Origin of the sequence: Roseibium sp. SCP15 (assembly GCF_040329435.1) — a bacterium.
In the GTDB taxonomy this organism is placed as follows: domain Bacteria; phylum Pseudomonadota; class Alphaproteobacteria; order Rhizobiales; family Stappiaceae; genus Roseibium.
On record NZ_JBDZYI010000001.1, the window covers coordinates 1,204,479 to 1,216,823 of the forward strand.

The following is a 12,345-nucleotide window of genomic DNA, read 5'->3' on the forward strand; positions in this document are numbered from 1 at the left end:
GAGTTAATTTCCTGCACCAATTGGACGCTAACGGACCATTTGGCTCCGATGCAGAGCGAGGTATGCTTTATTATTTTTTGTTTGATGAAAACAAATCTTGACTAATGCGCAGGCGCGAAAACTCTGATGCATTTAACAAAACCAAGTCCAACACGAGAAACGGACTCTGAGACCTAGATGGCTCTGAAGGTTATTCTCTGTGTTAGAACAGAGAATACCTAGGGTATGTACTCATAAATAATTGAGAGTGAATCACCGCTTTCGGCAAACTCTTCGAGACTGATCAATCGCCCGCGTAGGTCTGCAACGCGGACAAAGCTCAAACCCACAGTGCAACCTTTGGGCCAATTTACCACACTGCCACTAAGCAGGTGTGGTTGGGTGTTTTGGACATTTGAACTAGGGTGCCCTCAAACCTTTTTGAATTGAATGGCGCCGCGGACACTTATCACGATGACAGACCTATACGCATGGAATCCGATGCCGCATTTGGTGGCGGTTGCCTGCCCGCGATGCGGATCGGAGGCAATGTTCGAGTTCGCAGAACTTGTGAGAATAGAGCGCAAAGAAGACGTTTCGTATTTTCAGAACAGTGATGTGTTTGAATATCGCTTCGTCGAAAGCGCCGGTTCAGGCAGGTGGCATGCCGCAATCTACTACCATGGCTTGAAGAGCAGCAGCACGAGCAATATCAGGAACTTGCCGGAGGGATATCAACCTGAAGACTGGCGGCACGGCCCTAATCTCTGCCGTTCGCACGGTTCCGATATCGGAACGTTGGTCTGCGGCGCCTGTTTCCTCCGCCGAAAGCACGAATTGGATTGGCCGAAGGAGGCTTTCTTTCAGCTTGAATACAAACAACATGTGTTGTGGGCTTTCAATCGGGAGACCGTTGTAGAGCTTATTGAGTTCATCAAGTCGCAAGGCCGAAGAGAGGAGGAACAAAAGTGGTCCCGTTTTCTTCGGCATGTTCCAAGTCACTTTCTCCAATCCGGTGCAAGAGAACCCGTTTTGAAGAAGCTGAATAGACTGCTTGCAGAAGGTTGATTGCGACACTGGCAGACTTATCCGCTCGGGGCTCGGAGCGGTCGGACCGGTTAGCGGATAAAACAACCGCATTTTGAAGCAAGCAGACATTGATTTTGGACCTACGGACGGGATTCAAGCTCGAAAAAGGAGCCTTGAAGTTGCGATATGCTCTTACCGACGCCGAATGGCGAATGGTCTGCCCGATCCTACCTTACAAGCCACAAGGTGTCCCTCGTGTGGATGGCAGGCGTATCCTGAAAAGCATCTTTGGGTCTTGCGTACTGTTGCGCCGTGGCGCGGTATGAGAAACAAGCTGACAACTTCCTCGCCTTCGTCAAGCTCGCAGCAATTCGCCTATGGCTTCGGGTTTATGAGTCCACCTCCTAATCTAGGCCATCAAAGTTGCGTTGCTGAGGTCGCTAATTTTTCTAAGGCAGATGGCCAGGTTGTGCGAAGGTGAAAGTAGCCACTAGTGCGCCCTTGGCGGAGCTACGGATAAACGCAACTCAACAAGCTTCTGGCAGGATTGCTTGATGCAACCAAGCCCAACGGAAATGCACCGACCGACCAACTAGGAGAATATGATTGAAGGTTCGAAGCTCAACGACCTTTCAGGCAACTCTCCCAGCTGACAACGAGTGGGAAGCGTTCCAAGCTGATCTGATAGGTCTGATGGGCGTTGAACCGGGCTCGACAGGCAAACCGACCCAAATTCCAATGAATGTAATTTGTCATTAGAGAAAATGGCGGTGAGGGTGGGATTCGAACCCACGGTACGCTCTCACGCACGGCGGTTTTCAAGACCGCTGCCTTAAACCACTCGGCCACCTCACCAAAGCAGCGCTAAACGCTTACGCCGTGCTGCTGTTCCCTCCCTTTCCTTCGTCTGGCGCAGAAAGTCAAGAGCGGGATTTCAACTGACTGTAGAAACCTTGAAAATGGTGTGGAAGGAGGTCTGGAGGAGAACCTTTGCCATGTTCCGGTTCACTGAGCGCTAAGGGGTAGGGGCAGGACGTGCACAGCAACGCCGGAACATGGTCAAAGATAGGGGGCCGCCGGTCCGGTGTCGTGGGCAGGGTTTTGAACCGACGGCCAAAGCTGGAGGTGGGGTCCAGCATTGCTGTGACAGGGCGGTCATCAGCAATAGGTTCACTCTAGGCAGATCCGGCATGTACGGATGTGACCTACATCACAACCGGACCGTTTGACGATTTTTACCCGACTGTGCCCCACCGGCAACAGAAAGGTAAAGATCGCTGACGATCGATTTTTACTCGCCAAAACAGTCACTTACACGACCAGCCAGATGGGTTGGGATCACACGAAACAAGAAAACTGTGCACCTGTTGAAAACAGGCACCATTGCCGCCTCGACACCGGGTTTACCTTCGAGTAAGAAAATTTCGTTTAAACAGGCAGGTAAGTGTGTGGGACGCTTTGCGGGGGCGATGTGTTTTCACAACAGGTGACCGATTGGTCAGCGAAATGCCTGAAAACCGGCGGCAGTAAACAAGCGCCGGAATTGTCGCGTGAGCTGCGGGGCCGCCAAACGCGTAAGTGAGTAGGACGGCAGAAATGCAAGGGATAGGCGGGCAATCTTGCCTGATGGCAGGCAATGAGCCGGAAGCGTCTTTTGGGGAACAGGCAGGACAGGGCGAAACCGTTCTGAATTCCGGTCGCAGCGTTTGGCGCCAGGTTCGCACCGGGCTCATCACCGTTGCTGCCGTGGCGGCCGTCGCTGCCTGCAGCTCTGCACCCCAGGAAAAAGCCAAGTTCAGCCCGAAAAAATATGGCGTCAAAGGCAGCCCGCGCGTCGTCGCAGCAGGCAAGCCCGTCCCGAAAGGCGGCGGACGCTATGTCGTCGGCAAGAAATACAAGATTGCCGGCAAGTGGTACTATCCAAAGCATGAGCCCAACTACAAGAAGACGGGTCTAGCCTCCTGGTACGGCCCAACCTTCCATGGCCGCAAGACCGCCAATGGCGAGATCTTCGACCGGAATGCTCTGACCGCCGCACATACCACCATGCCGCTTCCCTCATACGCCCGTGTGACGAACGTTTCCAACGGCCGCTCCATGATCGTTCGCGTCAATGACCGTGGTCCGTTCCACGGCAACCGCGTGATCGACCTGTCGGAACGTGTTGCCGGCATGCTTGGAACCAAGTCAGCCGGTGTCGGCAAGGTGAAGGTCGAATATATCGGCCGGGCACCGCTTCACGGTCAGGATGAAACCTATCTGATGGCCTCATACCGAGGTCCGGGTGCGGTTGAGCCGGGTGCGACCCGCCCAGGCACACTCATTGCTCGCGCTGAACAGCCGGCTCCGCAGGTCGTCTTCGGCAAGGTTCCGGCTCCGGGCCCGCGTCCGTATCTGACAGCAAGCTCCACTGTTGCCGCCTACCAACCTGCAACAAGCAATGTTGCGGTTGCCTTCGATCCGGCCATTGCATTTGAAACGGGCAACCCGACGATCAAGGTCGCCTCCAACAACAGCTTCAAGACCGCACCCGCGGCCTACGCATCCGATCTTGCGCCTGCAGAAGGCACTCTCGGCGTTCTGCGCATTCCGGCACCGGGCACACCTTCCAGTCTTGAAAGCGGCAGTGCGATTTCCTCTTATTCCGCCAACAAGCGGATCTCGGACGCTCACTCTGTTCTGTCCACAGTCTCTGAAAGCGGACTTTCCATGCGACAGCTGGCTGCTAATATCCAGGCAGGCAGCTAACCGATAGACCTGAACACGGTCCGGAACAAAACTGCCTGATCAGGTGTCAACTGTTTCGGGGCGAGCAGACGCATGCGTTTTTTGAGTATCAAGGGCCGAACGACACGGTTTGGCTTCAGACAGCTGGCCGTTGCCGCCATCGGCGTTCTGGGAATTGCACTCACCAGCGCACACGCCGCCGAAACCATCGTGACAAAGGCCCCGATGGCCTTCCTGTACGAACCGTCTTCCGGAACGATTCTCTTTTCAAAGGCGCCAGACCAGACTTTTGCGCCGGGATCGCTGACCAAGGTCATGACGGCAGCAACCGTTTTCAGCTTGCTGAAAGAAGGTGAGCTCCGTCTCGATCAAACTTGCAAGGTGAGTGAACATGCCTGGCGGACGGGAGGCGCTCCTTCTCGCCGGTCAACGATGTTCGCCGCCATCAAGTCGGAAATCTCCGTAGAAGATCTGCTGAAAGGTCTTCTGGTGCACAACGCCAATGACGCAGCGATCGTGCTGGCCGAGTGCATTGATGGGTCGGAAGAAGCCTTTGCCGAACGTATGACGGCCCTTGCTAAGGAAATCGGCATGAGCAGCAGCCGCTTTTCCAATCCCACAGGGTTTGAGGAAAAGCCAAGCGTTACCACGGTCCATGATCAGGCGAAGCTGGCTGAATACATCCTTGAAAATCACCAGAACCACTATGAACTGTTTTCCTTGCCGGAATTCACCTGGAACAAGATTTTTCAGCGCAACAAGAACCCGTTGCTAGGTGAAATCCGTCACCTGGACGGCCTTGGAGGAGGCAACGATCCGAAGGATGGGTATTCGGGCCTCGGCTCCGTCAACCGGAACGGCCGCCGCGTTATCGCAGTTGTGGCAGGTCTCACGTCAGACAAGCACCGTTTGCAAACCCTCAAGGAGGTTTTCACCGGCGCCTGGGAGTTCTACTCCATTCAGACGATTTTTCCGGCCGGACACACGGTAGCCGACGGACGGGTATTCGGTGGAACCCAGAGCACGGTTCCCCTTGTTTCCAAGTCGGATGTCGATGTACTTCTGGCCCGCGGAGGCAATCTCGATTACCGCATTCGTGTCGTTTACAAGGGGCCGTTGAAGGCACCGGTCCAGAAAGGCACACCTGCCGGAGAGATCCAGGTGATCGGCAAGGAAGGAACCGTCTACCGGGCGCCGCTTGTGACCGGTGCGGAAGTCGCGCAAGGCACCATGTTCGGCCGGGCGCTCGATGGCCTTCAGGAATTGCTGTTCGGTTGGATCGGATAGGGCGATCAGGGCATCTACATTCCGTCAAAGACCTGCTAAAAGCCATTCCAACAACGTCAGGAAGAGATTCTGAAAACGGAGCCACGAACAGGTTGCCTGGACATTTTATAACCTTTGAAGGCGGGGAAGGGGCCGGCAAATCCACCCAGATCGCCCACCTGAAAACCTATCTGGAAAGCCTGGGAAAATCAGTCATCGTTACGCGAGAGCCGGGCGGTTCTCCCGGGGCTGAAAAGATACGCGCCATGCTGTTGTCCGGAGAGGCAAGAGATCTCGGACCGCGAGGCGAGGCCATGCTGTTTGCAGCAGCACGTGCCGACCATGTCGATTCCACCATCAAACCGGCACTAGAACGCGGTGACTGGGTCCTGTGCGACCGCTATGCCGATTCTACACGCGTTTATCAGGGCGAAGCCGGTGTCGACCTCGATTACCTGAAGCTGCTTGAGACCGCTGCCGTGGCAGGCGTTCGGCCGGAAATGACCATCCTGATCGATGTGCCGCCGAAGGTTGGGTTGAGCCGTGTTGCTCAGCGCTCGCAGGTCGACAACAGCGGCGGACCGGACAGGTTTGAGGGAGAAGCCCTCAACGTCCATGAGCGCCGGCGCCAGATGTTTCTCAACCTTGCTCTTGAAGAAGCCTATCGTTTCACGATCATTGACGGCAGTCTGGATCAGGAGCGTGTGACCAAAGCGGTGCTGGATGCGGTGAAACAGACCTTTGCCGATGACCTGAAGGAAAATGCAGATGGCGCGCAGGGCTGAACCGGTCGACATTCCCGAAGTGGACGCCTTGCCGGGTTTTCCCTTGCCGCACGAGCGCAACCGGCTGATCGGACACACGAAAACCGAACAAGCCCTTCTGGAGGCCTACAGGTCGGAACGGCTGCACCATGCCTGGATCCTTGGTGGCCCGAAAGGCATCGGCAAGGCGACCCTTGCTTTCCGCTTTGCCCGGTTTGTCATTGCCAATCCAGACCGGTTCGGACCCGAAGTTGCCGCAATGCGCAATCTTGACCTGCCGGACGATCATCCCGTCACCAGACAGGTGAAGGCTGGCGGTCACCCCAACATTTTGCATTTGCGGCGGCCATGGGATGAAAAGTCAAAGCGCTTCAAGGCCGATCTTCCGGTTGATGAGGTCCGCCGGACCGTCTCTTTTTTCGGAACGACCGCGTCGGCAAAAGCCTGGCGCATCTGCATTGTTGATGCCGCCGACGACATGAACATCAGTTCGGCCAACGCACTCTTGAAAATTCTCGAGGAGCCACCGGAACAATGCCTGTTTCTGGTGCTGAGCCACGCTCCCGGCAGGCTGCTTCCAACCATTCGCTCGCGGTGCCGTCGTCTGGATCTTGAGCCGCTTGGCGCTGACCTGATCAGCGAGGGCTTGAAAGAGCTTGCTCCCGACGCCGCTTCGTCAGATCAGGACTTGTTCGAAATTTCCCAGACAGCAGATGGCAGCCTTCGTTCAGCCATTACGCTGCTGTCCGGAGACGGACTTGCCATTGCCAGAGGTCTGAGACAGCTGGCAAACGCAGCTGACCGACCGGACCTTGCAGCCGTCCACGCATTGGCAGACCTCGTGTCGGCACGGGGCCAGACAGACAATTGGGAGAGTTTTCAGCACATTCTGCAGATCTGGCTGCACGAAAGTATGCGCCGGGACCTTCAGGGCGGCGTTCGCAATGCCTACTCTTATGTCGAACTGTGGGAAAAGACCAACCAGGCCACAAGAGACGCTGAATCGCTCAACCTGGACCGCAAGCAGGTCGTGCTGGACTTCTTTTTTGCGCTACGGGCCCTTTGATCTGTCTTGGGCTTTTCACCGTTTGCCTGTATCAAGGCGCGCTGAAGCGAATTCACGCTTCCAACATTGATCTTCACTCATTGGACCATTCATGCTCGTTGACAGCCACTGCCACCTCGACTTTCCCGACTTTGACGGCGAACGCACCGAACTGATAGAGCGCGCCAAGGAAGCTGGTGTGGAGTTGATGGTGACGATCTGCACCCATATTAGAAAATTCGATCAGGTCCGCGCCATCGCCGAAGAGCATCCGGAAGTCTTTTGTTCAGTCGGCACGCACCCTCACAATGCCGGTACAGAGCGCGGAATTCAGGCTGACGAAATCATTCGTCTTGCAGATCATCCCCGAGTTGTCGCCATTGGCGAAGCCGGGCTGGACTATTTCTACGACAAGGCACCTCGCGACGCGCAGGCCGAAGGGTTGCGCATCCATATTGAAGCTGCCCGGCAAACCGGTCTTCCGTTGGTGATCCATTCACGAGATGCGGACGAAGACATGGCCGCGATCCTGCGCGAAGAAATGGGGAAGGGGGCCTTCCCGGCCCTTCTGCACTGCTTTTCTTCCGGGCGCGAACTGGCTCTCACTGGCATTGAGCTGGGTCTTTATGTTTCCTTCTCGGGCATTCTCACCTTCAAACGGTCCGATGAGCTGCGTGAAATCGCACGTGAATTGCCTGCTGATCGACTTCTTGTCGAGACCGACGCACCTTACCTGGCCCCACAGGCGCGCCGAGGCAAACGCAACGAGCCTGCCTATACTGCAATGACGGCTGCAGTCCTTGCCGAAACGCGTGGCGTTTCAGAAGAGGAAATCGCACGACAGACGACTGAGAACTTCTTCCGGCTGTTTACAAAAGTTCCCCGGCCCGCAAAGGCCTTCGAGGCAAACACGCAATGACCGTTACTCTCACTCTACTTGGAACCGGCTCTTCCGGCGGTGTTCCGCGCGTTGGAAACGATTGGGGACTGTGCGACCCCAATGAACCGAGGAACAAACGGTCCCGCTGTGCGTTACTTGTGGAAAAGGCAGGGGAAAACGGGTGCACAACCGTGTTGATTGATGCCGGTCCCGACATTCGGGAACAGCTGAATTCTGCCAATGTCACCCATGTTGATGCCGTATTGTTCACACATGCGCATGCAGACCATCTTCACGGCATAGATGACCTGCGCGGTTTCTGGGTCAAAACGCATAATAAAGTGCCCGTCTTCATGGATGCACCGACATTTGAGCGCGCACAAACGGCCTTTGGATACTGCTTCAAGACACCGCCGGGGTCCAACTATCCACCGATCCTGAAGCACCATTTGATTGACCAGGGCAGCAAGATTGAAATCGATGGCGCTGGTGGAAAAATCTGTTTCGACGCATTTGAAGTTGTTCACGGCGAAATCAATGCCCTTGGTTTCAAGACCGAAGGAGCTGCGTATATTCCGGATGTTTCTGACATCCCCGACCGGAGTTTGAAATATCTGGAAAACCTGGACCTTCTGATCCTGGACTGTCTGCGCCGTAGACCGCACCCGAGCCATATCTGCCTGGACGAGGCATTGGAATGGACGAAGAGACTGTCGCCGGAAAAAGCAATTTTTACAAACCTTTTCAGTGACCTGGACTACAACACGCTACGTGCTGAGTTGCCGGACGGCATCGTGCCCGCCTATGACGGCATGCAGGTCGACCTTGTAGAAAACTCGGCGAAATCCGTTTTTTCCCCTTATGCCGAACAAGCCTAAATACAAGCTTCCATCCGAAGAGCGGCTGAAAAGGTCTGCGGTTCATTACCTCGAGCGATACGCATCCTCCTCTGCCAATCTGCGTCGGGTCCTTGAACGAAAAGTGCTGAAGGCCTGTCAAAGCCACGAACGCGATCCGGCTGATTTCGCAGACATGATAGATGCAGTTGTTGAAAAGTGTGTCGGCACGGGTCTTGTAAGCGATCAGGCCTACGCTGAAACAAAAACTGCAAGCCTGAGACGGCGAGGTGGCTCGAAACGCAAGATTGAAGCACAGCTCGCCGCAAAAGGCGTCGACCGGCAAACCATAGAAGATGTTGTCCAGGACGATCCCGAGGCCGAGTTGGAAGCAGCGTTCAGATTTGCCCGCCGCCGGCGTCTTGGTCCATATCGCAGCCGGACCGGAACAAGTCGCGACCCTCAACTTCAGCGAGACAAGGATCTCGCCGCAATGTGCCGCGCCGGATTTTCATTCGATCACGCCCGCCAAGTCATTGACACTGAAATCAACCAGGACCTCGATGACTTCAAGTAGTTGATACTTTTATGCATCTTCGGGTCGCTCAAATGTCCCTTCTGGCGGAAGCATTGCCACGACCTGGGTTTCGCAGTGCTCAAAACCACAGCGACGGTAGATCCGTCCGGCAGGACCATCGCTGAGTGCCTGCAACACGGGTACCGCATTCGGAGCCTTTGATTTCGCCCAATCGACGCCAGCGGTCACAAGGGCGGCACAGATACCTCGGCGTCTGTAACTCGGCCGTGTCTCGACCTCTTGAAAGCGTGCAACGATTTGATCGGTATAGACGCCCAGGTCGGCTGCCAGGATGTCTCCGTCAAAAGCCCCCAGCCAGATTGCCCATCCTTCGGAAATTTGACGCCGGCGGCTCGCGAAACGTGAACGCAGATAAATCTCATAAGAATTGCGCTCGTAGCCCTGTTCAACGCCTGTTTCGACCTGCAGAGCGATGACTTGCTGCCAATCCGCATCGCTTTCGACGGGACGTACAACAATTCCTTCTGGAATGGGAGAACGCTTCAGTGGTGCTGTCAGACTGAGGATATCAAGCTGTTCAAGCTCAAAACCCATGGCGGACAATTGTTCGTGTTCTGGCCCGATCTGCATGTCGAAAACATCCCAGGAAATCGCAACGTGGGCAGCTTCCGGAAAATCCGCGCGAAACTGCGCGACCTGCTTTTCTGGATCAACATGCCCACCCCGAAACGTAGTCATGTTTCCACCCCAGTAATGCGGCTCATTGGGCATGCGCAAGACTATCCGGTCCGAATATGCATCGATCTCGCTAACGCCGCGGGCTACCAAAAGGTTGCTGCGCACGCCAAGAGTTTCGGCTTCCTGACGCGGATGCAGAGTTGCTTCGTTTTTCTCAGAGCCGGCATTCTCAGCTTCACCTTTTTCCATATGACCCATGTCATATTCCTTTCCGTAATTCATCAAACCGCATTCCTGCTGCCGAAACTCCGAGAGGGCGTCGGTTCTGTCTCAGGTGGAAGGGAAACCGAGGAGAACATGGTGCGACCCGCCGGTTCTGAGCCTGACCGGAAATTTCCAAATAACCAATTTGCTCATAGGCTTGTTCGTTGGTTCTTGTAAAGAGCGTTCGGGCTGGTGTTGCCACCTGTGATTGGATGAAGCTCGTACAGAACATGTATGCCAAGGTACATTGCCCTGCGTATTTGAGCCTTATCTCTCAACGGCAGGAGCGCAAGTCACCGATAATCTGACTGTTTCAGGGAGATCCAATCTCGGTGTGATCGCAGAAGCTGAGACCGAAGCAGACCTTGTTTCGAGTTATGAATGAATTAATGAAAACACCTGTTTTGACCGATGCAAAACAGTCTACCCAAAACTGGTCTGAGCAAAAAATGAGGAGGGGCATATGCCCCTCCAGTTGAACCTTGGCCCTAGTCTTCCGGGTGAAAGTGGACGTCCATTGGGCCTTCCCATTGGATAAACAAAATGGTTGGTTCGTCAGTGGGAAACGAGTCGTTATGGTGCTCTCCCCCCGGTTGGTACCAGTAATCTCCTGGGGTTTGCAGTGGTACGTCAGCTTCGCTCTCGCCTTTGATGAAATGCTTCGATGCGCCGGTGACGACCATGCCGTGGTATCCATGCGTGTGCGAGTGCATGGCCCCTGGAAAATTTGGTGGAAACTTCATAAAGACCGCCGATGGGCCTTTCTGGGGATTGCCCCAAAGCACAGCCAGCTCAAACGGAGCGCCTTCAGGCTGGAAGAATTCCGCACTTTCCAATGCTATTCTGTAAGAACTCTCTGGCGTTTCTGCTTGGGCAGGCAGGGCTGCTGCGCTCGCAAGAAGACCAATCACAGCGACAATTCTGGTGATTGTTTTGATCATGTTATTTCCGTTCATTGGGATGCGATTGCGATCGTCATGTGGCAGCTTGACCACGCCATCCATTTGAAAACCCGATTGTGAAATTGGCCGGCAATATCGCCGTTCGAAGGTCCACGATGGACTGATACTCATCGCTCTTCCAGAAGTCTTCGAGGTTCTCGCGGGAGGGAAAGCGTATCAAGGTAAGACCCGCTCCCTTGGGCCAGTCTCCTTCAAACTTGGATATGGAAGGGTCCATTGCACCTACAACGAGAAGCTCGCCTCCATACTTTTCCAGCAGAGGATTGGCGGCTTTCACATACTTGCCGAAGTCCTTCATCTCGCCTTGCTCTGAGAAACTGAACAGCAGATAGGCCTCTTTTCCCAAGGACATATTGGGTTTTCCTTTCATATACTTCCGGAGTGATTTTCCTTGTGGCCTTGCCTGCAACTGAAGGTCCGGGCAGGGCAATGCCATTCAGCCGCCATGGAAAACCGACAGAGCCATTCGGCGAACGTATCCGGGGAAGGCCGTATCGTAGTTTTTCCAATCTGAATATTCAGGCATTTCGATTTGATCGGGGATTGTAAAGAGCAGCTCGACAGGTGCCGAAGGGTTGCCGCTTGCAAAGGCTTCCTGAAAACGGGCTTCTACTTTCGCCTGCAATTTGTTCAGAAACTCGGCGTTTTCCTTGAGAGCTTCGACACTGTTGCCGCCTGAATGCCCGTTGATCGCGTAAGTCGGGTTCCAGTCCACCAGAGTGTTCAAAACAATGCCTGAACCGACAAAATTGGTGTCTTCCTTGAATTCATGCGGTGAGAGTTCCTGTGGCATGTACATGTCCACGGAAAACACAACGTTGCTGTCTGTGACGCGTGCAACTGTTGTTGCGACACCGTCTGCGACAGCGATGTGGTGCAGCTCAACGCTTTGACCGCCAAGGTCCACGGTATGGATGTCGTCAAACGAAGTCGTGACAGTCGGCATGGGCATCAATGGCGACAACTTCAGAACGTCGAGGCCGTTCTCCTGCATAATGATCTCGGCCCCTTCGAACACCTCGGTTCCTCCAATGTGATCAAAGTGTTCGTGGCTGAGAGCAACGTGTGTCACGGGCTTCCCCGTGATCTTTTCAATTTCAGCTTTCAGCTCCTCAGCACGCGGCGAGAAGGATGGGTCGGTCACAAGGATACCGTTCTCCCCAACAACGACCATGCTGGAGTAACCCATTGAAAAGAAGTGATAAACACCATCCGCGACTTCGGTCATTTTGCTGGTCTGGGCATGTGCTATTGTTCCCAGCGCTATCAGCGCTGCAGCGGCAAACGAAGTTGGTTGTCTCATAACACCCTCAAAGCTAACGTTGTTCACTTTAGATAACAACGTTAGCTAAGAAGTCAATAGATGCACTCAAAGTG

The 12,345-nt window shown here is 54.6% G+C and carries 12 protein-coding genes, 1 tRNA gene and 1 pseudogene; 8 read left to right on the forward strand and 6 right to left on the reverse strand.

The annotated features are described in order from the left end of the window. Positions 1–630 precede the first annotated feature (630 nt). Positions 631–969: a hypothetical protein gene (locus ABLO27_RS05420; protein WP_353031068.1), complete on the reverse strand. Its 339-nt coding sequence runs from the start codon at positions 967–969 to the stop codon at positions 631–633. 251 nt (positions 970–1,220) lie between these two features. On the opposite strand from ABLO27_RS05420, the pseudogene ABLO27_RS05425 reads away from it, so the two are divergent. Then, a pseudogene (locus ABLO27_RS05425) lies at positions 1,221–1,324 on the forward strand (IS5/IS1182 family transposase); the annotation flags it as partial. A gap of 449 nt (positions 1,325–1,773) precedes the next feature. Here the strand turns inward: ABLO27_RS05425 and ABLO27_RS05430 are convergent. After that, positions 1,774–1,863: transfer RNA gene (locus ABLO27_RS05430), tRNA-Ser, on the reverse strand. A gap of 741 nt (positions 1,864–2,604) precedes the next feature. Between ABLO27_RS05430 and ABLO27_RS05435 the strand changes: the two genes are divergently transcribed. From ABLO27_RS05435 to ABLO27_RS05465, 7 genes are all read left to right on the forward strand, one after another. After that, positions 2,605–3,756 (forward strand): septal ring lytic transglycosylase RlpA family protein, encoded by a 1,152-nt coding sequence (locus ABLO27_RS05435; RefSeq protein ID WP_353031070.1) that lies wholly within the window; start codon positions 2,605–2,607, stop codon positions 3,754–3,756. A gap of 72 nt (positions 3,757–3,828) precedes the next feature. Next, the gene (locus tag ABLO27_RS05440) at positions 3,829–5,022 is read left to right on the forward strand and encodes a D-alanyl-D-alanine carboxypeptidase family protein (protein WP_353031072.1); all 1,194 of its coding nucleotides are present in this window, start codon (positions 3,829–3,831) and stop codon (positions 5,020–5,022) included. Between the two features lie 92 nt (positions 5,023–5,114). Next, a complete protein-coding gene (tmk, locus tag ABLO27_RS05445) occupies positions 5,115–5,786 on the forward strand; it encodes a dTMP kinase (protein ID WP_353031074.1) in 672 nt (223 codons plus the stop codon). Beyond that, on the forward strand, positions 5,770–6,831 hold the full coding sequence (locus tag ABLO27_RS05450; RefSeq protein WP_353031076.1) for a DNA polymerase III subunit delta': 1,062 nt from the start codon (positions 5,770–5,772) through the stop codon (positions 6,829–6,831). Before tmk ends, ABLO27_RS05450 begins: the two co-directional genes overlap by 17 nt. Before the next feature lie 91 nt (positions 6,832–6,922). After that, positions 6,923–7,729 carry a TatD family hydrolase gene (locus tag ABLO27_RS05455; RefSeq protein ID WP_353031078.1) on the forward strand — a complete coding sequence of 269 codons (807 nt, stop codon included), beginning with the start codon at positions 6,923–6,925 and terminating at the stop codon, positions 7,727–7,729. Then, positions 7,726–8,568: an MBL fold metallo-hydrolase gene (locus ABLO27_RS05460; protein ID WP_353031080.1), complete on the forward strand. Its 843-nt coding sequence runs from the start codon at positions 7,726–7,728 to the stop codon at positions 8,566–8,568. The genes ABLO27_RS05455 and ABLO27_RS05460 overlap by 4 nt, the downstream gene beginning before the upstream one ends. Before the next feature lie 103 nt (positions 8,569–8,671). After that, positions 8,672–9,103 (forward strand): regulatory protein RecX, encoded by a 432-nt coding sequence (locus ABLO27_RS05465; RefSeq protein ID WP_353031082.1) that lies wholly within the window; start codon positions 8,672–8,674, stop codon positions 9,101–9,103. A gap of 9 nt (positions 9,104–9,112) precedes the next feature. Here ABLO27_RS05465 and ABLO27_RS05470 read toward each other — a convergent pair whose 3' ends face one another. The 4 genes from ABLO27_RS05470 to ABLO27_RS05485 form a co-directional block, all read right to left on the reverse strand. Continuing rightward, positions 9,113–10,024 (reverse strand): GNAT family N-acetyltransferase, encoded by a 912-nt coding sequence (locus ABLO27_RS05470; RefSeq protein WP_353031084.1) that lies wholly within the window; start codon positions 10,022–10,024, stop codon positions 9,113–9,115. A 470-nt stretch (positions 10,025–10,494) separates the two neighbouring features. Further along, a complete protein-coding gene (locus tag ABLO27_RS05475; protein WP_353031086.1) occupies positions 10,495–11,010 on the reverse strand; it encodes a DUF4437 domain-containing protein in 516 nt (171 codons plus the stop codon). Then, a complete protein-coding gene (locus tag ABLO27_RS05480; RefSeq protein WP_353031088.1) occupies positions 10,982–11,320 on the reverse strand; it encodes a DUF1330 domain-containing protein in 339 nt (112 codons plus the stop codon). Before ABLO27_RS05480 ends, ABLO27_RS05475 begins: the two co-directional genes overlap by 29 nt. An 84-nt stretch (positions 11,321–11,404) precedes the next feature. Then, positions 11,405–12,271 (reverse strand): MBL fold metallo-hydrolase, encoded by an 867-nt coding sequence (locus ABLO27_RS05485; protein ID WP_353031090.1) that lies wholly within the window; start codon positions 12,269–12,271, stop codon positions 11,405–11,407. Between the last annotated feature and the right edge of the window lie 74 nt (positions 12,272–12,345).